At 65.9% G+C, this 23,179-nt stretch carries 24 protein-coding genes; 5 read left to right on the plus strand and 19 right to left on the minus strand.

Features of this window, described 5'->3' with window-relative positions; genetic code table 11:
* The first annotated feature begins 26 nt into the window (after positions 1-26).
* Positions 27-1,460, plus strand: a complete 1,434-nt coding sequence (locus tag ACPGXI_RS08075; protein ID WP_526651609.1) for a gamma-aminobutyraldehyde dehydrogenase — start codon at positions 27-29, stop codon at positions 1,458-1,460.
* Positions 1,461-1,492: 32 nt separating this feature from the next.
* Here ACPGXI_RS08075 and ACPGXI_RS08080 read toward each other — a convergent pair whose 3' ends face one another.
* From ACPGXI_RS08080 to ACPGXI_RS08155, 16 genes are all read right to left on the minus strand, one after another.
* Positions 1,493-1,879, minus strand: coding sequence for a DUF1304 domain-containing protein (locus ACPGXI_RS08080; RefSeq protein WP_526651611.1), 387 nt, complete (start codon positions 1,877-1,879; stop codon positions 1,493-1,495).
* A gap of 30 nt (positions 1,880-1,909) precedes the next feature.
* The gene (ruvB, locus tag ACPGXI_RS08085; RefSeq protein ID WP_526651613.1) at positions 1,910-2,977 is read right to left on the minus strand and encodes a Holliday junction branch migration DNA helicase RuvB; all 1,068 of its coding nucleotides are present in this window, start codon (positions 2,975-2,977) and stop codon (positions 1,910-1,912) included.
* A complete protein-coding gene (gene ruvA, locus ACPGXI_RS08090; RefSeq protein ID WP_526651615.1) occupies positions 2,977-3,564 on the minus strand; it encodes a Holliday junction branch migration protein RuvA in 588 nt (195 codons plus the stop codon). Before ruvA ends, ruvB begins: the two co-directional genes overlap by 1 nt.
* A complete protein-coding gene (ruvC, locus tag ACPGXI_RS08095; RefSeq protein WP_526651617.1) occupies positions 3,561-4,160 on the minus strand; it encodes a crossover junction endodeoxyribonuclease RuvC in 600 nt (199 codons plus the stop codon). Before ruvC ends, ruvA begins: the two co-directional genes overlap by 4 nt.
* Before the next feature lie 165 nt (positions 4,161-4,325).
* A complete protein-coding gene (locus ACPGXI_RS08100) occupies positions 4,326-5,078 on the minus strand; it encodes a YebC/PmpR family DNA-binding transcriptional regulator (RefSeq protein WP_526651619.1) in 753 nt (250 codons plus the stop codon).
* 113 nt (positions 5,079-5,191) lie between these two features.
* Positions 5,192-5,785, minus strand: coding sequence for a pyridoxal 5'-phosphate synthase glutaminase subunit PdxT (gene pdxT / locus ACPGXI_RS08105; RefSeq protein WP_526651621.1), 594 nt, complete (start codon positions 5,783-5,785; stop codon positions 5,192-5,194).
* Positions 5,782-6,630 (minus strand): acyl-CoA thioesterase II, encoded by an 849-nt coding sequence (gene tesB, locus ACPGXI_RS08110; protein ID WP_526651623.1) that lies wholly within the window; start codon positions 6,628-6,630, stop codon positions 5,782-5,784. Before tesB ends, pdxT begins: the two co-directional genes overlap by 4 nt.
* Positions 6,631-6,673: 43 nt before the next feature.
* Positions 6,674-7,567: a pyridoxal 5'-phosphate synthase lyase subunit PdxS gene (pdxS, locus tag ACPGXI_RS08115; protein ID WP_526651677.1), complete on the minus strand. Its 894-nt coding sequence runs from the start codon at positions 7,565-7,567 to the stop codon at positions 6,674-6,676.
* 114 nt (positions 7,568-7,681) lie between these two features.
* Positions 7,682-8,725 carry an NUDIX hydrolase gene (locus ACPGXI_RS08120; protein WP_526651624.1) on the minus strand — a complete coding sequence of 348 codons (1,044 nt, stop codon included), beginning with the start codon at positions 8,723-8,725 and terminating at the stop codon, positions 7,682-7,684.
* Complete coding sequence (locus tag ACPGXI_RS08125) at positions 8,722-9,960, minus strand: glycosyltransferase family 4 protein (protein WP_526651626.1); 1,239 nt, start codon at positions 9,958-9,960, stop codon at positions 8,722-8,724. The genes ACPGXI_RS08120 and ACPGXI_RS08125 overlap by 4 nt, the downstream gene beginning before the upstream one ends.
* Before the next feature lie 31 nt (positions 9,961-9,991).
* The gene (locus ACPGXI_RS08130; protein ID WP_526651628.1) at positions 9,992-10,948 is read right to left on the minus strand and encodes a phosphatidylinositol mannoside acyltransferase; all 957 of its coding nucleotides are present in this window, start codon (positions 10,946-10,948) and stop codon (positions 9,992-9,994) included.
* Complete coding sequence (pgsA, locus tag ACPGXI_RS08135) at positions 10,945-11,616, minus strand: phosphatidylinositol phosphate synthase (RefSeq protein ID WP_526651630.1); 672 nt, start codon at positions 11,614-11,616, stop codon at positions 10,945-10,947. The genes ACPGXI_RS08130 and pgsA overlap by 4 nt, the downstream gene beginning before the upstream one ends.
* On the minus strand, positions 11,613-12,182 hold the full coding sequence (locus ACPGXI_RS08140) for an ATP adenylyltransferase (RefSeq protein WP_526651679.1): 570 nt from the start codon (positions 12,180-12,182) through the stop codon (positions 11,613-11,615). Before ACPGXI_RS08140 ends, pgsA begins: the two co-directional genes overlap by 4 nt.
* Positions 12,166-14,241, minus strand: a complete 2,076-nt coding sequence (gene thrS / locus ACPGXI_RS08145) for a threonine--tRNA ligase (RefSeq protein ID WP_526651632.1) — start codon at positions 14,239-14,241, stop codon at positions 12,166-12,168. Before thrS ends, ACPGXI_RS08140 begins: the two co-directional genes overlap by 17 nt.
* Before the next feature lie 88 nt (positions 14,242-14,329).
* A complete protein-coding gene (locus ACPGXI_RS08150; RefSeq protein ID WP_526651634.1) occupies positions 14,330-14,755 on the minus strand; it encodes a TIGR02611 family protein in 426 nt (141 codons plus the stop codon).
* A complete protein-coding gene (locus tag ACPGXI_RS08155; RefSeq protein ID WP_526651636.1) occupies positions 14,752-15,381 on the minus strand; it encodes a PaaI family thioesterase in 630 nt (209 codons plus the stop codon). Before ACPGXI_RS08155 ends, ACPGXI_RS08150 begins: the two co-directional genes overlap by 4 nt.
* Before the next feature lie 138 nt (positions 15,382-15,519).
* Between ACPGXI_RS08155 and ACPGXI_RS08160 the strand changes: the two genes are divergently transcribed.
* The gene (locus ACPGXI_RS08160; RefSeq protein ID WP_526651638.1) at positions 15,520-16,017 is read left to right on the plus strand and encodes a DUF1990 domain-containing protein; all 498 of its coding nucleotides are present in this window, start codon (positions 15,520-15,522) and stop codon (positions 16,015-16,017) included.
* Between the two features lie 30 nt (positions 16,018-16,047).
* Here the strand turns inward: ACPGXI_RS08160 and ACPGXI_RS08165 are convergent, their stop codons facing one another.
* The gene (locus tag ACPGXI_RS08165) at positions 16,048-17,568 is read right to left on the minus strand and encodes a hypothetical protein (RefSeq protein WP_526651640.1); all 1,521 of its coding nucleotides are present in this window, start codon (positions 17,566-17,568) and stop codon (positions 16,048-16,050) included.
* Between the two features lie 203 nt (positions 17,569-17,771).
* Positions 17,772-19,478: a GAF domain-containing sensor histidine kinase gene (locus tag ACPGXI_RS08170; RefSeq protein ID WP_526651681.1), complete on the minus strand. Its 1,707-nt coding sequence runs from the start codon at positions 19,476-19,478 to the stop codon at positions 17,772-17,774.
* A gap of 123 nt (positions 19,479-19,601) precedes the next feature.
* Here ACPGXI_RS08170 and ACPGXI_RS08175 point away from each other — a divergent pair, with 123 nt between their 5' ends.
* Genes ACPGXI_RS08175 through dosR form a run of 3 tightly spaced genes read left to right on the plus strand, consistent with a single transcriptional unit; the run spans position 19,602 to position 22,109 of the window.
* Positions 19,602-20,597 carry an Acg family FMN-binding oxidoreductase gene (locus ACPGXI_RS08175; RefSeq protein WP_526651642.1) on the plus strand — a complete coding sequence of 332 codons (996 nt, stop codon included), beginning with the start codon at positions 19,602-19,604 and terminating at the stop codon, positions 20,595-20,597.
* Positions 20,591-21,415 carry a universal stress protein gene (locus tag ACPGXI_RS08180; RefSeq protein ID WP_526651644.1) on the plus strand — a complete coding sequence of 275 codons (825 nt, stop codon included), beginning with the start codon at positions 20,591-20,593 and terminating at the stop codon, positions 21,413-21,415. Before ACPGXI_RS08175 ends, ACPGXI_RS08180 begins: the two co-directional genes overlap by 7 nt.
* A 34-nt stretch (positions 21,416-21,449) precedes the next feature.
* On the plus strand, positions 21,450-22,109 hold the full coding sequence (gene dosR / locus ACPGXI_RS08185) for a hypoxia response regulator transcription factor DosR/DevR (RefSeq protein ID WP_526651646.1): 660 nt from the start codon (positions 21,450-21,452) through the stop codon (positions 22,107-22,109).
* A gap of 11 nt (positions 22,110-22,120) precedes the next feature.
* Here dosR and ACPGXI_RS08190 read toward each other — a convergent pair whose 3' ends face one another.
* Positions 22,121-23,113 carry an Acg family FMN-binding oxidoreductase gene (locus ACPGXI_RS08190; protein ID WP_526651683.1) on the minus strand — a complete coding sequence of 331 codons (993 nt, stop codon included), beginning with the start codon at positions 23,111-23,113 and terminating at the stop codon, positions 22,121-22,123.
* Positions 23,114-23,179: the final 66 nt, after the last annotated feature.

A 23,179-nucleotide genomic window follows, 5' to 3' on the forward strand; every position in this document is an offset into this window, starting at 1 on the left:
ACCGACCGACCAGGAAGCTGGGTGACATGACCACCGTTCAGAACTTCATCGGCGGCGAGCTCGTCGACTCGGTGAGCGGGGCGACCATGCCGCTGGTCGACCCGAGCACCGGCGAACGGTACGGCACCGCGCCGGTCTCCAACGAAGAGGACATCGACAACGCCTACCGGGCCGCGGCAACGGCGTTCAAGGACTGGAAGCGCACAACTCCGTCAGAACGCCAGAAGGCGCTGCTCGACTTTGCCGACGACGTCGAGAACGCTGCCGAGGATCTCGTGGCCGCGGAGGGCCGCAATACCGGCAAGCCGCTCCACATGAGCAGGGTCGAGGAACTCCCCCCGATGGTCGATCAGATCCGCTTCTTCGCCGGCGCGGCAAGGATTCTCGAGGGTAGGTCGGCTGGTGAGTACCTGGCCGACCATACGTCGTGGATCCGTCGTGAGCCGGTCGGGGTGATCGGACAGGTCGCACCGTGGAATTACCCGATGATGATGGCCGTCTGGAAGTTCTGCCCCGCCGTCGCAGCGGGCAACACCGTGGTGATCAAGCCCAGCGACACCACGCCGGTGACGACGGTGATGCTCGCCGAGTTGGCGGCCAAGCACTTCCCGCCGGGGGTGCTCAACGTCGTCACCGGCGACCGTGTCACCGGCGCCAACCTGGTCGCCCACCCCACCCCGCAGATGGTGTCGATTACCGGATCGGTGGCGGCGGGCAAAGCCGTGGCGGTCAGCGCCGGCGGCAACCTCAAACGCACCCACCTGGAGTTAGGCGGCAAGGCGCCGGTGATCGTGTTCGATGACGCCGACCTCGGCGCTGCCGCCGAAGGCATCGCTACCGCGGGATACTTCAACGCCGGCCAGGACTGTACGGCCGCCACCCGGGTGCTCGCGCATGCCTCGATCGCCGCGGAACTGACCGCCGCGCTGGCCCAGCAGGCCGAAGGCGCGACGACGACGTTCGGCCGGGCCGCCGACGATGAGGACGCCTGGGTGCCGCCGGTCAACAATGTCAACCAGATGAAGCAGGTGCTGTCCTTCTTCTCCGACGTCCCGTTGCATGCCACGATCGCCGCCGGCGGCAATAGGCAGGGCGATTCAGGCTTCTACGTGACGCCTACGGTGATCGGCGGCCTGCGGCAGGCCGATCGGCTGATCCAGCAGGAGATCTTCGGCCCGGTGATCACCGTGCAATCGTTCGAAGATGAGGCCGACGCGCTGGAGAAGGCCAACGGCGTGGAGTTCGCGCTGGCCTCGTCGGTCTGGACCCGGGACGTGTCACGCGCGCTGCGCGTCTCCAACGCCCTCGACTTCGGGTGCGTGTGGATCAACACTCACATTCCGCTCGTCGCTGAGATGCCCCACGGCGGCTACAAGTCCTCCGGGCACGGCAAGGACTTGTCGATGTACGGATTCGAGGACTACACCCGCATCAAGCACGTCATGGCCTATACGGGGTAGTCACCCCATCTCCTGCGGCAAATTCGGCGACGCTACAGCGCCAATCCCACGACCAGCAGAACAATCCCGACGAGCGGGAGAAAACCCTGAATGACCGCCGAACGTGCCTTATCCGGCGCGGACGCAAGCAACACCACGGCCGCCGCCAGCATCGACCCCGCCCCGGCGAATACCAGCGCGGCACCGACCGCCGTCGCGCCGCTGAACACGACCGCCACGCCAATCGCGGTCACGACCGCCAGGAACAGGTTGTAGAAGCCCTGGTTGAAGGCCATCAGCCGGGTGGTCTCGGCCTCATCTTTGGTGGTGCCGAAGACGGCGCGGGTCCGCGCCGAAGTCCAGGTAATTGACTCCATGACGAAGATGTAGACGTGTAGCACCGCGGCTAGTGCAGCCACGATCAACCCGGCGGTGACCATACTGACCCCTTACTCGTTGACTGGTTCCCGTTATTCGAACAACCCGGACTGGCCCATGCCGCCGACCCCGGTGGGCGGCGTCATGCCCAGGTGCGTCCAGGCGGTCGCGGTGGCGACGCGCCCGCGCGGGGTTCGCGCGATCATCCCGGCGCGCACCAAGAAGGGCTCGCACACTTCCTCGACGGTGGTGGCTTCCTCCCCCACCGCGACGGCAAGGGTGGACACCCCGACCGGGCCTCCGGCGAAGCTGCGGGTCAGCGCTGAGAGCACCGCGCGGTCAAGCCGGTCCAGGCCGAGTTCGTCGACGTCGTAGACCGCCAACGCGGACTTCGCGATATCGCGGGTGATGATGCCGTCGGCGCGGACCTCGGCGTAGTCGCGAACCCTGCGCAACAAGCGGTTGGCGATACGTGGTGTGCCCCGTGAGCGGCGGGCGATCTCGGCTCCGGCATCGGCGCCCAACTCGATGCCGAGGATTCCCGCCGAACGGGCCAGCACCCGCTCCAGTTCAGCGGGCTCATAGAAGTCCATGTGCGCGGTGAACCCGAAGCGGTCGCGCAGCGGGCCGGTCAGGGCCCCTGACCGGGTGGTCGCACCGACCAGTGTGAACGGCGCAACCTCCAACGGAATCGAAGTAGCACCGGGACCTTTACCGACGACGACGTCGACGCGGAAGTCCTCCATGGCCAGATAGAGCATCTCCTCGGCCGGGCGCGCGATCCGATGAATCTCGTCGATGAACAGGACATCGTGCTCGACGAGGTTGGACAGCATCGCCGCCAGATCTCCCGCGCGCTCGAGCGCGGGGCCGGAGGTGACGCGCAGCGAGGTTCCCAACTCGGCGGCGATGATCATCGCCAGCGACGTTTTGCCCAGTCCAGGCGGTCCGGAAAGCAGGATGTGATCGGGGGTACCGCCACGGTTCTTGGCTCCCTCGAGCACCAGTTGCAACTGCTCACGCACGCGGGGCTGGCCGATGAACTCGCCCAGCGATCGTGGCCGCAGGCTCGCGTCGATGTCGCCCTCACCCACTGTCAGCGCGGGGGTGACTGCACGCTGCTCGCCCTCGACCTCTTCGGTCTCGTCGAATCGGCCCATTACTTCCTTCCGAGCATGGACAGCGCAGCGCGCAGTGCGCTCGATTGCCCGGCATCGGGGTCCTCGGCGAGCACCTTCTCGGTGGCCTCTTCGGCCTGCTTGACAGCGAACCCGAGGCCAACCAGTGCTTCGATGACCGGCCCGCGCACACTGTGTCCGCCGGCCAACACCACCCCCGGCGATGCCACCGCCCCAACTTTGTCTCGCAATGTCAGCAACAAAAGTTCCGCGGTCTTCTTACCCACCTTGGGTATGCGGGTCAGAGCGGTCAAATCGCCATCACCGATCGCCTGCCGCAGGGTGGGTCCGTCGTACATCGCCAGCGCGCCGAGGGCGATACTCGGCCCGATTCCGGAGACCCCGATCAGCGTGAGGAACAGATTCCGCGCGTCGGCATCGGCGAAGCCGTACAACGTCATTGCGTCCTCACGGACGATCATCGCGGTGATCAGCCGGGCTTCCTCGCCGCGACGCAAGGCGGCCAATGTCGCGGGGGTCGCCATCACCTTGTAGCCGACACCGGCCGCATCGATGACCGCGTGGTCCAGCGCGATGTCGAGGACTTCGCCCCGGACGGCGGCAATCATGTTGCGCTCCGAGACATCCCGCCCCGCGCTGAGTTGGTCCCCGCCTTCGCCGCCTTGAGGGTCGCCTGATACTTGCGTCGCTGCTCGGCCGCCATGGCCTCCGCCGCGGCCATCCTGGCGATCATCGGGGCCCGCCAGCAATGGCAGATCGCCAATGCGAGGGCGTCAGCGGCGTCCGCGGGCGTCGGCTTCTGTTGCAGCGTAAGGATTCTGGTGACCATTTCGGTGACCTGGGATTTGTCGGCACGTCCGTTACCGGTGACAGCGGCCTTGACCTCGCTCGGGGTGTGGAAGTGTACGTCGATCGCGCGCCGGGCCGCCGACAGCGCGATAACGCCGGCGGCCTGGGCGGTGCCCATCGCGGTGGATGCGTTCTGGTGTGAGAACACACGCTCGATAGCGATCACGTCGGGCTGATGGGTGTCCATCCAGTGTTCCACGGCGTCGCTGATGGCCAGCAGTCGGAGCGCAAGGGGTTGCTCGGCAGGGGTGCGCACCACGTCGACGTCCAGGGCGATGACCTGGCGGCCCTGACCGTTCTGGATGACCGACAGACCGCACCTCGTCAGCCCGGGATCGACTCCCATCACCCGCACGTCAGCCCCTTCGTCAGAACATTTGTTCGAGAGCCTAGCGTCTGCCACCGACCAGTGAGGGCAGGGACACGCGGCCCGTTCAAGTCGCGGTGCGCCCAAGTTCTTCGTTGGTGTCGGCGATCTCTGCCGAGAAGCTCGCGATCGCCGATTCAGTCAACAACCGAACTAGTCGTCGAGTTGAGCGGCGACATCGTCGGGGATGTCGATGTTGGTGTAGACGTCCTGCACATCGTCGCTGTCCTCGAGCGCATCGATGAGCTTGAGTACTTTCCGGGCGCCGTCGAGGTCCACGGGCACCGTCACCGACGGTTGGAAGCTGGCATCCGCGGAGTCGTAATCGATACTGGCGTCCTGGAGCGCCGAGCGTACCGCCACCAGATCGGTGGGCTCAGAGATGACCTCGAACATCTCGCCGAGATCGTTGACGTCCTCGGCGCCGGCATCGAGCACCGCGACCAGCAGGTCGTCCTCGGTGAGGCCGTTCTTCTCCAGCGTCACCACGCCCTTGCGGCTAAACAGGTAGGAGACCGAGCCTGGGTCAGCCATGTTGCCACCGTTGCGCGTCATCGCGATGCGGACCTCGCTGGCGGCTCTATTGCGGTTGTCGGTGAGGCACTCGATCAGCACTGCGACGCCGTTGGGCCCGTAGCCCTCGTAGGTGATGTTCTGCCAGTCGGCGCCGCCGGCTTCCTCACCTGCGCCGCGCTTGCGGGCGCGCTCGATGTTGTCGTTGGGCACCGAGGTCTTCTTGGCCTTCTGGATCGCGTCGTACAGCGTCGGGTTGCCCGCCGGATCACCGCCACCGGTTCGCGCTGCCACCTCGATGTTCTTGATCAGCCGGGCGAACTCCTTGCCGCGGCGCGCGTCTTTGACGGCCTTCTGGTGCTTGGTGGTGGCCCACTTGGAATGGCCGCTCATACCGGACTACCTCGCTCTTCTGATTCGGTCGCAACCCGACGAGTCTACGTCGCCCCGCCTGAGAGCGATTTCGGCGTGCTCGTCGTCGCTGAGCGTCGATAAACACGCCGAAATCACGCGCGGCCGGTGACTATGTCGACGAACAACGCATGCACGCGACGGTCGCCGGTCATCTCCGGATGAAACGCCGTCGCAAGGTTGCGCCCCTGGCGCACGGCCACCACATGATCGGCGGCGCGCGCCAAGACCTCAACGCCGGGCCCCGCCCGCTCCACCCATGGCGCCCGGATGAACACCGCGTGCACTGGTCGGTCGAGTCCGTCGAACACCACATCATTCTCGAATGAATCAACCTGGCGGCCAAACGCGTTGCGGCGCACGGTTATATCGATCGCCATCAGCGGAATGGCAGCTCGTCCGGCAGCGCCGGCATCCAGGATTTCGGTGGCCAGAAGGATCATCCCCGCGCAGGACCCGTAGGCAGGCATGCCGTCGGCCAGTCGCGCACGCAACGGCTCCAGGAGCTCGAATTCCCGCAGTAGGTGGCTCATCGTGGTCGACTCGCCGCCCGGAATCACCAGGGCGTCCACGGCCTCGAGTTCGCTGGCCCGCCGCACGGTGACCGCCTTGGCCCCCGCGACGGCCAGGGCCGCGAGGTGCTCGCGAGTATCGCCCTGCAACGCGAGAACACCGATACGGGGGCTCACCTGCGGCCGGGGCTGAAGTCGCGAGCGAAACGGGTGAGTCCCTCCTGCATCACCGCCGCGACCATGTCGCCGCTTCGATTGAAGATCTTGCCCTGCGTCAGCGCACGCCCTCCACCTGCAGACGGCGAGGACTGGTCATAGAGCAGCCACTCGTCAGCCCGGAATCGCCGCAGGAACCACATCGCGTGGTCCAGCGAAGCCACTGTCAGGTGCTTCCGCACGTCGGTGTGGTTGACCTGCGCCGAGCCCAATAGCGTCAGATCGCTCATATAGGCCAGCGCACAGATGTGCAGTACGTGGTCGTCGGGCAGCGGATCCCGGTGCCGGAACCACACCTGCTGCTGAGACGCCTTGCCCTCACGCATACCAAGTCGGTCCCGCGGGATGATCCTCACGTCCCACTCGTCGAACTGCCGGAAGCTGGCATCGTCGAACACCCGGCTGGCCGCCTTGAAGTCCGGAATGTCATCGGGCGGCGGCGCAACCGGCATCGGGTCCTGATGCTCGATGCCGCGCTGGTCGAGCTGGAAGGAGGCCGACATCGAGAAGATCGTCTCACCGTGCTGGATCGCGGCCACCCTGCGCGTACAGAACGAACCGCCGTCACGGATCCGCTCCACCGTGTAGACCGACGGCGACCTGGCGTCGCCCGCACGCAGGAAGTACCCGTGCAGTGAATGCACCTGGAACTTCGGATCAACGGTGCGCACCGCAGAAACCAGCGACTGACCCGCCACATGGCCTCCGAATGTGCGCTGCAGGAAACCGGATTCAGGGCTGAATACGCCACCGCGATAGATGTTGGCGTCGATCTGCTCCAAGTTGAGGATCTCTTCGATCGCCATCCGATTATCGGCGCTCTTCGCTCGAACCGTTCATCGAATACGTCTACCAGCCGCGTTCGGCGAGGCGGTGCGGGGCGGGGACATCCTCCACGTTGATGCCGACCATCGCCTCTCCGAGCCCGCGAGACACCTTCGCCAGCACGTCCGGGTCGTCGTAGAAGGTAGCCGCTTTGACGATCGCTGCGGCCCGCTGGGCCGGGTCACCGGACTTGAAGATGCCCGAGCCGACGAACACGCCCTCCGCTCCGAGCTGCATCATCATCGCCGCGTCGGCCGGTGTGGCGATTCCGCCCGCGGTGAACAGTGTCACCGGCAACTTTCCGGCTCGCGCAACCTCGACGACCAGCTCATAGGGCGCCTGCAATTCCTTTGCAGCAACGAATAATTCGTCCTCCGACAGCGATGTGAGACGGCGAATCTCACCACTGATGTCGCGCATGTGAGTGGTGGCGTTGGAAACGTCTCCGGTGCCGGCTTCGCCCTTGGAGCGAATCATCGCAGCTCCCTCGGTAATCCGACGCAACGCCTCACCCAGGTTGGTGGCCCCGCACACGAACGGGACGGTGAACTTCCATTTGTCGATGTGGTGGGCGTAGTCGGCCGGCGTCAGCACTTCGGACTCGTCGACATAGTCGACGCCGAGGCTCTGCAGGATCTGCGCCTCCACAAAGTGGCCGATCCGCGCCTTGGCCATCACCGGGATCGTCACCGCATCGATGATGCCCTCGATCATGTCGGGATCGCTCATGCGCGACACCCCGCCCTGCGCCCGGATGTCGGCGGGAACGCGTTCGAGTGCCATCACCGCGACCGCGCCCGCCGCTTCGGCCAGACGCGCCTGCTCAGGGGTGACGACGTCCATGATGACGCCACCCTTGAGCATCTCGGCCATACCGCGCTTGACCCGCGCGGTCCCGCGTGCGGGTGGCGCCCCCAGGCCTTGCCCAGACGTTTCGGATTCCACCGTAATCTCCTTCAAACTCTACTGATCAGTCTAGATGCGGCGGCAAACGTCATCGACCCGACGCTGTCGAGTAGTGCCAAACAACCATCACCTGATCGATTCCAGTGGCCGCGGCAGGGCCCTATCAGGAGCATCAGCCAGCACGTTCGCCTCGTCGAGAAGTTCACCCAATTGCAGCGGGTACACCGTCTCGCCGTCGGCGACCAGCTCCTCGATCGTGGTCGCATCGCACCAGCGATGATCATGGATGTAGGCCCGCTCCAGGCCTGTGCGGCCCAGCCCCGAAGGTTCGAACCGCCCGACCCGATGTATGAAGTAGATCTCCTCGCTGCGGATCACCGAGCCGTTGAAGTCGATGACGGCGTCACGACACCAGACCGGGCCGACCATATCGTCGGGCAGCACGCGCAGGCCGGTCTCCTCCTCGAGCTCGCGCACCGCCGTCTGCGCCAGCGACTCCCCCACCTGGGCTGCGCCGCCTATGGTGAACCACCACCGCGGGGCGGGAGTGGCTCCGCCCGAGTGTGCCGGATCCGTGCCGCACAACAAGAGCACGGCGCCGTCGTGATCGAGCAGGAGGACACGCGCCGACGTGCGCCTGTTGACCGGGACTTCCTCCCGCGTCGAGACCTCACCGCCCTCGGAGATCTCGAAATAACTTGGCAGCGATGCTGTTCCGCCTAGCCGCAGGATGCGAACCGCAGGCCGTTCGCGCAGAGCCAGGGTGTCTCGAACCGCGTCATTGTGGAATCGTCGAGCAAGCAGTACCCGTGCTTCTGCGTCAGCCAACTCAGCGACCAAGGCCACCGGCAACGACGCCGGATCCACCCTCGCCAGCGACCCGGACAGCTCGTTCTCCGCCGCCTCGCGGCCCGACCGCGGTGCCCGCTCAGCAGCGTCGGCCAACGTGGCCAACCGTTTACCTTCCGGACCTTCGCCGTAGGCATCGACCGCCACCGCGCGCGCCACCACCGCCCGCCGGGCCAGCGCCCCGTCGAGCGCCTGCCACGACAGGTCGTAGCGCACGTGCAACCGGTCCAGCCGGTTCGCAGTCTGGTAGGCCCAGGCGCCCACCAGCAGTATCGTCGTCAACAGCGCGGCGACGACGACCGCGGTGACCCACGGAATCACGTCGCCCCCCCGGTCGCTTCGCTCCTGCCCGCCGGTGCAATCCCCCCGGTCGCTTCGCTCCTGCCCGCCGGTGCAATCCCCCCGGTCGCTTCGCTCCTGCCCGCCGAGCCCGCCACCTGCACCTTCACCCCGGCACCCGCGACCGTCTCGTAGACCCGCATGATCTGCTCGGCGACAACCGACCAGTCATAGCGCTGGACGGACTGCGTCGCAAAATCGACATAGCGGGTACGGACGACATCGTCGCTGAGCACTTCAATCAAGCCCTCGGCCAGTGCCGCCGAGTCGTCGACAGGTGTCAAACGTCCGGCCTGGCCGTCGACCAGAACCCGCCGAAACGCGTCGAGGTCGCTGGCCACCACCGCGGTGCCCGCGGCCATCGCCTCCACCAGAACGATGCCGAAGCTCTCGCCACCGGTGTTGGGGGCGCAATACACGTCCGCGCTGCGCATCGCCGAAGCCTTCTCGGCGTCGTCGACCTGGCCCAGGAATTGCAGATGACCGGCCAATGAGCCTGCGCGGGAGCGTAACTCGTCTTTATCTCCGCGGCCCACGACGAGGATCTCGATATCGGGAAACCGCTCGACCAGCCTGGGCAACGAAGCGAGCAGCACGGCCATCCCCTTGCGCGGCTCATCGAAGCGTCCGAGGAACAACACCGTCCTACCGGGACGCGGATACCCGTCAAGCCGCGGGGCCGATCCGAACGACCCGACGTCCACGCCGTTCGGGATCTCCACGGCGTCGCTGCCAAGCGCCTCCATCTGCCAGCGCCTGGCCAGGTCCGACACCGCGATGCGGCCGACAATCTTCTCGTGCATCGGACGAAGGATGGGCTCGAACACCGACAAGGTCAGCGACTTCGTCGTCGAGGTGTGAAAAGTTGCGACGATGGGGCCTTCGGCGATCTTCAGCGCCAGCATGGACAGGCTGGGAGCATTCGGCTCGTGCAAATGCAGCACATCGAACTCACCCGCCACCAGCCATTTCTTCACCTTCCGATGGGTGGCCGGACCGAAACGCAGCCTGGCCACCGAGCCGTTGTACGGAATTGGTACGGCCTTGCCGCCGGAGACCACGTAGTCGGGCAGGGAAACGTGCGCCTCGGCGGAGGCCGGCGCGAGCACACTGACCTCGTGCCCGCGCTGGTGCATCACCTCGGCAAGCTGCAGAACGTGTGATTGCACACCACCGGGCACATCGAACGAGTACGGGCAGACCATGCCGATGCGCATCAGGACCGCCCTTGCAGCACGCGGCTACCCATCAGGTCCCCTCCAGACGAGCTCTGCGCTCATCGGACAGGTCGGCCAGCCATTGCGGCTGCAGCATGTGCCAATCAGCCGGGTGTGCCGCGATATTTCCGGCGAAACGATCCGCCAATGCCTGGGTGACGGCCGTGACGTCGCCCGAGGAGGTGTCCAGCTCCGGATAAACCCGGATACCCCAACCGTCCTCCTCGAACCAGCAGTGCGCCGGAAACAGTGCCGCCCCTGTTTGAACGGCCAGCTTGGCCGGACCTGCCGGCAGCCGGGTCGGCTCGCCGAAGAAGTCGACCTGCACTCCGGTACGAGTCAAGTCTCGGTCAGCCATCAGACACACCACGCCGTTGCCGCGCAGCCGGTCGCACAGCACGTCGAACGGCGACCGCGCCCCACCCTGGAGCGGCACCACCTCAAATCCGAGGCTCTCCCGGTAGGCGAGGAATCGGTGGTACAGCGACTCGGGCTTGAGACGCTCGGCGACCGTGGCGAACGTGCCGTAGTTCTGCACCAGCCACACCCCGGCCATGTCCCAGTTGCCACTGTGCGGCAGCGCCAACACAGCCCCTCGACCATTCTCCAGTGCGGCCCAAACCATTTCGATGTCGTGCACAGTCAGCCGCTTGCCCAGCTCCACATGATTCATCGACGGCAACCGAAACGCCTCCCGCCAGTATCGGGCGTAGGAGGCGAGCGACGCGCGAACCAGCTCATCCGGCACCCGCTCGGGTGCTGCGTCGATCACCCGGGCCAGATTCTTTCGCAGCTGCTCGGGTCCGCCGTTGCGCCCGGCGAATTTCGCGCCGGCGCCGAACGCGTTGCGTGCCACGATTTCCGGAGCAGCGCGCACCAGTCGCCAGCCCGCCGCGTAACCCCAGTCAGTGAGGTGGGCGCCCCACGAGCCCGGGTACTGGAAGAAGCCGCTGCGGTCACCATTCGACCTGGCCGGGCGCCGCGTCATTGCTCGGTGTCCTCGGGTTTCTCGCTGCCGTCGGTCACCGGGAGCGGCTCCATCGCTCCAGGCGAGGCCCGGACGCTGTGCAGTCGCTGTCCGACCGTCACCACGCTCGCCACGGCCAGCCCCCACATCGCGACGTCGAGCAGCCACGGCAGCGGAACGAAAGGCAGGTCGGACAGGCAGGCAGCGAGCAGAATGATCACCAGACGTTCGGGCCGCTCGATCAGGCCACCCTCACCGGTCAGTCCGCTGGCTTCCGCCCGGGCCTTGATATACGAGATCACCTGCGATGACACCAGGCAGATCATCGTCGCGACCACCAGCTCTGCGCTATCGCGCCCGAAGGCAGCCCACCAGAGCAGGCCGCAGAACACGGCACCGTCGCTAATCCGGTCACACGTTGCGTCCAGGACCGCCCCGAACCGGGTGCCCCCGCCCCGTTCTCGTGCCATCGCCCCGTCGAGCATGTCGGCCAGGACAAAGAACGCGACGGCGAACGCACCCGCGAATAACTGACCGGTCGGGAACAGCGTCAGCGCGCCGAGCACCGCACCCGCGGTGCCGAGGATGGTCACCGCGTCGGGCGTGAGACCGAGGCGCAACGCACCCTTGGCCAACGGCCGCGACAGCTTCGCGTAGGCCGCCCGGGTCATCAGGTAGAAGTCGCTCACCGTTGTTTGTTCCACTCAGTCGCCAGTAACTGACGGGTATCCCTCAGCAATTGCGGAATAACCTTGGAGTCCCCGATGATCGTGATGAAGTTGGCGTCGCCGCCCCACCGCGGCACTACATGCATGTGCAGGTGCTCGGCCAGACTGCCGCCTGCTGACTGCCCCAGATTCAGGCCGACATTGAACCCGTGGGGGCTCGAGACTGCTTTGATGACGCGAATCGCCCTCTGCGCGAACGCCATCAGCTCAACCCCCTCCTCGACCGTCAGATCCTCGAGCTCAGACACCCTGCGGTAGGGCACCACCATAAGGTGGCCGGGGTTGTACGGGTAGAGGTTTAAAACCGCGTAGACCAGTTCGCCGCGGGCCACCACCAGGCCGTCTTCGTCGGACATCGTCGGGATGTCGCTGAACGGCTCGGCAGTCGTCGCGCGGCCGGTCTTCATCGGGGCCTCGGCGATGTAGGACATCCGATGCGGCGTCCAAAGCCGCTGCAGGTGATCTGGATCGCCGACGCCGCGGTCTACGATGCCCTCCTCCGCATCCACGTCAGCCCTCGTCTGCAGTTGCGTTGACAGCGACCAGTTCCGAAGTAGGCGTGGCGTTCTCCCGCCGCGCCACCCAATCCACGATGGCCTCGATCGCTTTGTCGCGTGGAACCCCGTTGATCTGTGTGCGGTCACGAAAACGGAAGCTGACCGCGTCGGCATCGACATCGCGGTCACCCGCGAGCAGCATGAACGGCACCTTCTGGTTGGTGTGGTTGACGATCTTCTTGGCCATCCGGTCGTCGCTGGAGTCTGCTTCGGCGCGGATGCCGCGCACCCGCAGTTGGGTCATGATTCCGTTGAGGTAGGCGCTGTGAGCGTCCGAGACCGGGATACCGACCACCTGTACCGGCGCCAACCAGGCGGGAAAGGCACCCGCGTAGTGCTCGGTGAGCACGCCGAAGAACCGCTCGATCGACCCGAAGAGCGCGCGGTGGATCAAAACGGGCCGTCGACGTGATCCATCGGGGGCGGTGTACTCGAGATCGAATCGGTCGGGCATGGTGAAGTCGAGCTGGATCGTCGACATCTGCCAGCTTCGCCCCAGCGCATCTCGCGCCTGCACCGAGATCTTGGGGCCGTAGAACGCGGCGCCGCCCGGGTCGGGCACCAGGTCGAGCCCCGAGGATTCGGCAACTTCCCGCAGCGTCGTGGTGGCCTGATCCCACATCTCGTCGGAACCGACGGACTTCTCCGGATCCTTGGTCGAAAACTCGATGAAGAAGTCGTTTAGGCCGTAGTCGGCGAGCAGATCGAGCACGAACTGCAGCAACGACGCCAGTTCCTCGTGCATCTGTTCGCGGGTGGTGTAAATGTGCGCGTCGTCCTGCGTGAAGCCCCGAGCACGGGTCAGACCATGAACCACACCGGACTTCTCGTAGCGGTACACGGTGCCGAACTCGAAGAGCCGCAACGGAAGTTCCCGGTAGGACCGGCCGCGAGACCGGTAGATCAAGTGGTGCATCGGACAGTTCATCGGCTTGAGGTAGTAGTCCTGTCCAGGCTTGCGCACGGTGCCGTCTTCGTTGAATTCGGCATCGATGTGCATGGGCGGGAACATGCCCTCGGCGTACCACTCCAGGTGACCAGAAGTGCGGTAGAGGTGCTCCTTGGTCAGGTGCGGAGTATTGACGAACTGATAGCCGGCTTCGATGTGCTTGCGCCGCGAGTAGTCCTCGAGTTCGTTGCGAACGATTCCACCGTTGGGGTGAAAAACCGGCAGGCCCGAACCCAACTCGTCGGGGAAGCTGAACAGGTCCAGCTCAACGCCCAGCTTGCGATGGTCGCGCCGCTGCGCTTCCTCGATGAGCTCCAAGTGGCGGTCGAGCGCCTCCTGCGACTCCCAGGCGGTGCCATAGATGCGTTGCAGGCTCGCGTTGTTCTGATTCCCGCGCCAGTATGCCGCCGAACTCCGCGTCAACTTGAACGCCGGGATGTATCGGGTGGTGGGGATGTGCGGGCCGCGACAAAGGTCACCCCACTCCCTTTCGCGGGTGCGGGGATTGAGGTTGTCATAGGCGGTCAGCTCGTCGTTGGAGCCGGGCGGGCCGACCTCCATGACGTCAGGATCACCGGACTTGTCGTCAATGAGTTCGAGCTTGTAGGGCTCGTTGGCTAGTTCTTCGCGGGCCTGGTCCTTGGACTCGAACACGCGGCGGGAGAACAGCTGCCCTTCCTTGACGATCTGGCGCATCCGCTTCTCGAGGGCTTCGAGGTCTTCCGGGGTGAACGGTTCGGCGACCTCGAAGTCGTAGTAGAAGCCGTCGGTGATGGGCGGGCCGATGCCGAGTTTCGCGTCGGGAAATCGTGCCTGCACCGCCTGGGCGAGCACGTGGGCGGCCGAATGCCGGATGACGCCGCGGCCGTCGTCGGTGTCGGCGGCGACTGGTGTGACCTCGGCGTCTGCCTCGGGCACCCACGACAGGTCACGGAGCCGTCCGTCGACATCGCGGACAACGACCACGGCGTCGGTAGCCCCTCTGGTCGGCAGTCCCGCTTCGCGCACCGCCTGTCCGGCGGTCATCCCGGCAACGACCCGGATCGGGGACGCTGGGGCGAGGCTGGCGGGGGCGCTCATCGCGGGCTCTCCAAACTTTCGGGGGTGCTAAGGACGTGTTCGGGGCGGGTCGGGTCGCCGACCGCGACCATGCTATCGGGGCCGACCCTCACGATCCGAAACCAATAGGGCTATCCAGCCACTCGCTCTCGTTGTTCACCAGCTCCCCGGCCCAGTCGAGCGCACCGAGCATCCACAACGTCAGCACCACGATCGCAATGGTGAACGCCACCCCCAGCACCTGAACCCAGAGGCCCTGCTCTTTGAACCAGCCCATCCCCGCGTCGTAACGTATGCGCACGTAGCCCAGCAATTTGCGCGCCCAGTCGAATTCGGTCGCCAGGACGGCCAAGCCCACGAACACGATCGCCCACCCCGGGCCCGGGTACGGGATTGCGACGATCCCCACGGCCAGGATAAGAATGCCGACCACGCCGACCACCATGCGGTAACCGAGGTCGGCGAACCGCCGTCCGCGCAGCCGCTCGCGCCGACGCGCCCATCGTTTAGCGATCCCCGGGCCGTCGTCGATCATGGTTGTCCCGGCTTCAACTTGACGAACAAGGCACGGCCTGCAGCCAGCACGTCGCTTCCGTCGAGAATCCGCCCAGAGACGAAGATCTTGCGGTCCTCGATGGCGTCGATGCCGGCTTCGACCTGGAATTCCTTTCCCAACGGGGCGATCTTGCGGTAGTCGACGTGCAGGAATGCGGTGCGCTGAGCCCGGCCGTTGGTGAGCTTGAACGCCGTGTAGCCGAGCAGTGAGTCGAACAGCAGCGCCACCGCGCCACCGTGCGCAGCGCCGTTGCGGCCGAGGTGGTACCTGCGGAAGTGCGCGACGCCGGCGACACGGCCGTCCTCGGTGATGTACAACTCCGCGGGCACCTGCAAGACATTGCCTCGATTCGGCAGGTCCATCCGGCGGCCCGACGGAGATGACCACTCGTCGGCATCGTAGGGCGCGAGCAGGTTCGAAGCCTTCTCGACCAGTTCGGCGGCTTCAGTAATCGCCGCGTCGGGAGCGTTGGCCGCGCGCGCGTGGTCCTGCAACTCACGGACTGCTTCGACGAAACGCCCGTAGTCGGCTCCACCGCAGTTGGTAGATTCCGGCTGACTGAATCCTCCGCCGATCTGAGCATCGTCGGATCCATGGGCGCTCACCCGCCTACCGTATGGGTTGCCCCAACAGTCCGGCGCCGCCTTTGCCGAACGTTTCGAATCCGCGCCGCCCGGCTCAGGCTGGGCCATGGCCACGCGCCGCGCGGCGGACCGGAATCCGAGGATGGAAAGCTGACATCCGTGAATTTGAGCGACCTGGCCGCCAAGCCCCTCACGTATACAGAGGTGGGAGCGACCGCCACGGCGATGCCCAGCGGGTACCACCATCTGCGCAAGTCGTCGGTAATCGGACACGGCCGAGACCACTTCGACCACGTGGCCGCAAAGGGTATGCGCTGGGGCATGCTGCGCGGAGCGGGTTTGCGTGTCGAGGCCACCACGTCGGTCGCGGAGGTCGGCGCTGAGGTGTTGGTCCACCTCGGACCACTGATCGCACCATGCCGGGTGGTCTATGTGGTTGAGGAGCCCGACCGCCGCGGTTTCGCGTACGGGACGCTGCCCGGACACCCGGAATCCGGCGAGGAACTTTTCCTCGTCCGTTACGACCCCCCTACCGGCGACGTCATCGCCGAGGTGGCCGCGTTCTCTCGGCACGCGACCTGGTGGAGCCGACTGGGAGCCCCGATCACCTCGCTGATGCAGCGCCTGATCACCGATCGCTATCTACATGCCCTTTGATCGGCGAGTCTGACCGCAGCTTTATCGCTTTTAGTTTTCCCAGCGATCACGACGCTCACCGAGGGGCTCCGGAGCGGCGACCGCCGGCTTCGGGATATCGGCGTTGCTCGCGGGTCCCACAGCCGGATCTCCTTTAGATGCCGACCAGTCGGTGTCTAAGCAGAGAAGATCCGTCGGAAGCGGGATCTCGCTGGGCAGCGGTACCGGCAGGCCGGGAATGGTCGGCATGGTCAGCGGCGGCGGTGAAACCAGGTTGGACAGACCCGTCGCTGCCAGCGGGGTCAGTGGATTCGCCGCTGCTGGTACCGCGACATCGGCGGTTCCGACCGCACCCGGCAACCCAACCGGCGGTGGCGGCAGCGCCCCAGCCACTGCCGAAGCGCCGTCCTGCAAAGTGCGAAGCAGGCCGGGCGGCGTGACCAGATCGGAGGTTGTCAGCGAACTCCCGGGGGTTCCTGGTGTCGGCGGCTGCGGCGTAGCGGGGTTGACGCGATTCGACGACGGCGGAGGTCCTGGGTAGGGCGGAACCGGGTTGTTGACCGCAACGCTCGACGACGACGGCGGGACGGCCGGTACGGGCGGCGTCGCAGCCGGCACCGAGATCCCCCCGGGAACACCGGGAACCGGCGGCGCCGGTGGAGTGACGGTTCCAGCTGGAATCGCGCCTCCTCCACCAGGCAGCGCCGGGACGGTCGGTGGGGCCACACCGGCTTCACCGAAGATCGGCGCTGCTGGAACCGGCGGGAACTCCGGTATCCCACCAGGAACCGCTGCGCCTGCAGGCGCGGCGGGGAGGGCCACACCTGCGTCGCCCAAGATCGGCGCGCTCACAGCAGGGGGCGCGACGGGCGCAACATCACCGGAAGCCGCCGCCAACGGAGCACCCACCGCCGGCAACCCGACATCACCGGACGCCGCCGCAATCGGAGCACCCGACACACCCGGAACACCCAGACCGGGCGGGGCCACCACACCCGCCTCACCCACCACCGGTAGACCCGGAACACCCGGCAGACCCGGCACGACATCGGCGCCGGCCACCGCAATCGGCGCACCCGGAACACCCGGCGCAGCCGGACCTACGTTGACCATCGGTGTGCCAGCGGGCACCCCCGGAACAGGCGGAAGTGGAGGGGTGGCACCAGCACCGGCGGTCGCAGCTGGGACAGCGGGAACCGGAGGCGAAGCCGGGGGCACCCCCGCGGACGGGATCGACACCGAGGCCGGCGGACCCGGCGGAATCGCAGGCGTGGCCGCGACCGAAGTACTCGCGGGCGGCACCACGACCGGGGGCGCCGGCTCCCCGGGCCCAGCAGCCAGCGACGATGCGGCCTGCTGCAGGGACTCCGAAATGCCAACCGGGTTGGAAACGATTTGCTCCAGAATCCCCACGCACGGAACCCCGCCACGGGTTGCGTCGGCGGCCGCCAACGGGCTGAAAAGCGGGGCGCTCAGGAAGGTCCCTGCACTGCCCAGCATGACAACGACCATGCCTTTCTTGGTCCGTGACATGTACTCCAAGCCCTTCTGCCTACGTGCCGTACGAATCACATTCGCGTAGTTACCTCGACTACTGAACCGAAACTTTCTAAATTCGCCGACGCGACAATTCTGGCGTTATGCAACCGTTGCGGATGAGACGCGCGCTCGTCACCGGCCGATCTTGGTGACCTGCGTAGAGAAAATTTCTGCCACGTGCTGGAATGCGAAATTCGTCATGCACGAAACGCTTTAGGCTGCGCCGCCGGTTTCGCTCACGGCAAGGGAGCGCGCCACATGAGGTGCGTTCCGCCATCCGGAGCAGCCAGCACCGAGAATGATCCGCCGACGTCCTCGGCGCGGCGCCGCAGGTTGGTGAGCCCACTTCCGGTGATGTCGGCGCCGATTCCCCGCCCGTTGTCGGTGACCTCGATCGTCAGATCGTCGTCGACGCTGACGGTAACGGTCAATGTCGTGGAGTTCGCGTGGCGGATGGTATTGCTGACGGCCTCGCGCACCACGGCTTCAGCGTGGTCGGCCAAGCCGGCGTCGACGACCGAGAGTGGTCCGACGTATTGCACGGACGTACGCACCCCCGACCCAGGGAAGGCGCCGACCGCCTCGTCGATGCGCTGCCTCAGCCTGGTGATGCCCGAGGAGCCACCGTGTAGGTCGAAGATTGTGGTCCGGATATCCTGGATGACTTCCTGCAGATCGTCGACAGACCCTGAAACCCGTTGCTGCACTTCGTCTGACCTTGCCCGGGCAATAGTTCCCTGCAGCGAGAGCCCAACTGCGAAGAGTCGCTGGATCACGTGGTCATGCAGATCGCGCGCTATCCGGTCACGCTCGGTGAGGATACTCAGCTCGCGCATCCGATGCTGCGTGCTCGCCAACTCCCACGCCAGCGTGGCCTGATCCGCGAAAGCCGCCATGCTGTCGAGCTCGCCGACGCTGAATGGTTGGCCACCAGTTGGCCTCAGCGCTACCAGCACCCCGGCCACCGCATCGGTGGCGCGCAATGGCAGCACCAGAGAAGGACCGCCGGCAGCGCCGATACCGACGTCAGCTCCGTTGAACCTCAGCGGCGTCCGCTGCACGAACGCATCGCCAATGGCGGTTCCCTCCACGGGCACCGAGCTTTCCGCAATGCCTGCGACCTCGCCCGCACACGCAACGACCACCAGGGTGGAGATGTCATCTGTGGGCAGGTCCGGATCGACGGGAATCGCCACCAGGGTGGCGATTGCGCCGCTGAGCTTCTGGGCCTCATCGGCGACCAATCGGAAAACCCTCGCGGGATCGGTGCCCGAGAGTAGCTCAGTGCCGATGTCGCGGGTGGCGGCAATCCACGACTGACGTGCACGCACCTGTTCGAAAAGGCGGGCATTGTCGATCGCGATACCCGCGGCGGCGGCGAGCGCCTGCACCAGTACCTCGTCGTCTTCGCTGAAGGGCTGCCCGCCGGCCTTCTCGGTGAGGTAGAGAGTGCCAAAGACATCGTCGCGTACGCACACCGGAACGCCGAGAAAGGTGCGCATCGGTGGGTGATTCGGCGGAAATCCAACCGAAGTCGGATGGCTCGAAATGTTTTCCAGTCGAATGGGTTTACTGTCATTCAACAGGGCGCCCAGCACACCACGACCCTCGGGCAGTTGTCCGATCTGATCGCGGGTCGCCTCGTCGATCCCTTCGTATACGAACTCGACGAGTTCGTCGTCGTGGCCGCGAACACCCAACGCGCCGTACCTTGCGTCGACGAGCTCGATCGCGGTCTTCACGATCGAGCGCAGGGTGTCGTCGAGTTCCAGGCCCGACGTGACCACCAGCATCGCTTCGACGAGGCCGTCCAACCGATCCCGCCCCGTGATGATCTGCTCCACCCGATCCTGCACCTCGGTGAGCAGCTCACGCAGCCTGAGCTGCGACAGGGTGTCACGCAACGGTGCGCGCCCGCACCTGCCTGGATCCGACTCGGCCATGTCCGCCACCACACCATGGTGCAACACAGGACGCTGATTCACACGAGGTTGGCGAGGACTATTGGCCCTGTACACCAGCATGGAAGTCGAGCAATGTTGATGGTGCCCCGAATGGAGTTCACAATGCCCGCGACACAGGTCAGACCAGAAGGAATCGTCGCTGCGCTGCGCCTGGCCTGCCGGGCGCCGTCACTGCACAACAGTCAACCTTGGCGTTGGGTGGCCACCGACAACTTCGTCGACCTGTTCGCCGACCCGAGCCGCCTGGTGAGGTCGGCGGACCCGACCGGCCGCGAAGCCCTGATCAGCTGCGGCACCGTTCTTCACCATTTCCAGGTGGCCATGTCCGCGGCCGGCTGGAACACCATCGTGGAGCGCTTCCCCGACAGGAGCGACCCTCATCACCTCGCGACGATCGAGTTCGCCGCGGCGCCGGTCTCCGAGGAGCACACGTGCCGCGCTGATGCCATTCTCACTCGGCGCACCGACCGGCTACCGCTATCAGCGCCACCGAACTGGATGCGACTGGCGAGTACCTTGACCGCGCACACGCTCACCGGCGCGGTGCGTGTCGACGCCCTCGCCGACGAGTTTCGCGGAACCGTGGCAGAGGCCTCCGACCTGGCCGAGGCGCAACGGCTCTACGATTCCGACTACCATTGCGAACTCTCCTGGTGGACAGCTGACTTCGTGGTCAGCGACGGAATCCCGTCCAGTTCTCTGGTATCGGCGGCCGAAAGCGACCGCGTCGATGTGGGACGCACGTTTCCCGTCATTGCCCACGGTGAGCGGCGCGGCGAGCTCGTCGACGACCACTCGAAGATCCTCGTACTCTCGACCGATGGTGATGACACCACGGACAGTGTATTGCGCTGTGGCGAAGCGCTTTCCGCTGTGCTCCTGGACGCTACTGTGGCGGGAATGTCGACGTGCGCGCTAACTCATATCACCGAGGCGCCGACGAGTCGCGGCGTGGTCGCCTCGCTCCTACCCCGTGATGCCATCCCCCAGGTTCTCGTCCGGGTTGGCCTTGCACCCTCGTTGGACTCCCTGCCACCCCCTACGCCGCGAAGGCGCATCGAGCATGTACTTGAAATACACAGGGGGAAAGCATGTTGAGCCACGGCACCACGCCTTGCGTCCTGGCGGGGATCGACGGCTCACAATCCGGGCTCGACGCTGCACTGTGGGTGATAGACGAGACAATCGAACTCGGTGTTCCGCTGCGGTTGGTGAACGTGATCGAGGCGAACGATACGCCAGGGGCAGATCCAACCGAGCAGGCGCGTCGGATGGCCGCTGCCGAGGTTGCTGTGCACAGCGCCCTGGCCGCCGTCGAGGCAACGGAACGGCCTGTCACTGTCGAGGTCGAGATCCTGCAAGGAAGGCCGGTACAAGCACTATTGGAAGCCGCCCGATCCGCCATGATGGTGTGCGTGGGGGCGCGCGGACTCAAGCACGCCACGCAGGGACGTATCGGCTCGACCGCGGCCGCCTTGTCCGCCTCGGCGCGCTCCCCCGTCGTGATTGTGCGAACGCGGCGCCCCCAGAGCGGCAGCAGCCGCGCGGTAGTCATCGAAATCGACGACACCGCAAAAGGTGGCACGGTGTTGCAGCGTGGACTGGACGCGGCCAAGCGGCTGGGTGCTCCGGTCCGAGTGCTCACGCCCGCACGATTGCATGCCGATGTCCAAGCCCAGTGGGACCGCCGGCTGGCAGAGTGGCATCGCCGCTACTCTGATCTTGACATCGTCTCGGTCAGTAACCAGGGCGCTGGACTGGACTACATCGCCGCGCACGCAGAATCGATCCAACTGTTGGTCGTCGGCCGTGAACGGCGAGATGGCGTCGGCCCGCTCGTCGGCGCGCCCGGCAATGCCGCCCTTCGCGACACTGACTGTTCGATAATGGTCTGTGAACCACACAACGCACTGTGAACGGTGCTGACTCTGGGGGTATGACGTCGCAAACATGGTGAGGGTCTTCCTGGTGGACGACCACGAAGTCGTCCGGCGCGGCCTGATCGATCTGCTCAGCAGCGATCCCGAACTCGATGTGGTGGGCGAGGCCGGTTCCGTGGCTGCTGCGATGGCACGGATTCCCGCGCTGGAGCCCGACGTCGCTGTTCTCGATGTCCGATTGCCCGACGGCAATGGCATCGAACTGTGCCGCGATCTGCTCTCCCGACTACCCGACCTTCGCTGTCTCATCCTCACTTCGTTCACCTCCGACGAAGCGATGTTGGACGCGATTCTCGCGGGCGCCAGCGGATACGTGGTCAAGGACATCAAGGGCATGGAACTGGCCAGCGCGATCAAGGAAGTCGGCTCGGGCCGATCACTTCTCGACAACCGTGCCGCGGCGGCGCTGATGGCCAAACTGCGCGGCGGAGATGGGCGTGCGGACCCTCTTTCGGGTCTGACAGATCAGGAGCGTGTGTTGCTGGACCTGCTCGGCGAGGGCCTCACCAACAAACAGATCGCTGCGCGGATGTTCCTTGCCGAGAAGACGGTCAAGAACTACGTCTCGCGTCTACTCGCCAAACTCGGGATGGAGCGCCGCACCCAGGCCGCGGTGTTTGTATCCAAGCTCGACCGGCCGCACCGACGCAGGATGGATGACAACGGATAACCGCGGTGCGTTTATGCCATCGGCGAACCATCCAGCTGCGCAACAACTTCCGAAAACTCACGGCGTGGCGTCGATGGGAGCGGATCAGCGTTGACCGGAGCCCAGCCGACCCGGAGCAGCATCTGCGGATAACCTTCGGTGTCGAAGACATCACGGCGCACCGCCTCCCGCGTGTCGGCGACCTCCAGCGGCTCGGTGATCGGGCAGCTCGCGAGCCCGAAGGCCGTTGCCGTCAACAGCACGGTGCTCGTCGCCTCACCCGCGCGCAGCCGCGACAACCGGTCGTCACCGACCGTGCCGAGCGCGAGGACGGCGGCGTGGTCGTCGGCTGGCTCGGTGTTCGGCGTCTGAGGCAGGACCCCACCTGCGAACTTCCGCAACGGGATAGGCGCCGCGGTATCGGCGCTGGGCACACTTCGCGCGGGCACCCCGGCGGTCGACGCGTATCGACCCGTCCACGTGGCTATCTCGGCGAGATACTGATCGTCCGTCGCGTGCTGATACGCCGCCTGGGTGACCAGTCGTTTCAGACCGGCCAGATCGTCGACCCGGCGCATGCTGACCCCGGCGCGGGCCGCGCGTGCACCCATCGACGCGATGTCGCCGCGGGGCACCGGCCACGAACTGTAGTGACGACGGTCAGTTCGACGGCGTGGAATCGCCGCGGCCAGAGCCACGTCGAGGTCTGCGGCCGGGTAAGGGTGCAGTTCAAGGACCGCGAGGTGGTTGGGCTCGGCAGGGTTGGGGAAACGGTTCGCCTTGGACTGCCAGCCAAGCGCGGCCAGCGCCACCACACAGTGATTCAACGCCGCTCCGCAGCTCAGCATGAGATTACGGGCGTCGGGGTCGGTGTGGGGTAGAAGCAGATCGGGGTTGGCGTAGAGGTGCACACTGTCATCGCCCACCCGCCATTGCCATGGCTGGGAATTGTGTACAGACGGCGCACGGAAGGCCAGCGAAAGCGCAGACCGGATGGTCTCTGAATCGGGAAAGTGACTCGTCATCCCGCCGCCCTTCGAGGAAGTCGTCATCGCCATCCAGGGTGCACTGCGGGGCGGGCAGTTGAAGAG

Source organism: Mycobacterium sp. (assembly GCF_049608025.1).
GTDB lineage: Bacteria > Actinomycetota > Actinomycetes > Mycobacteriales > Mycobacteriaceae > Mycobacterium.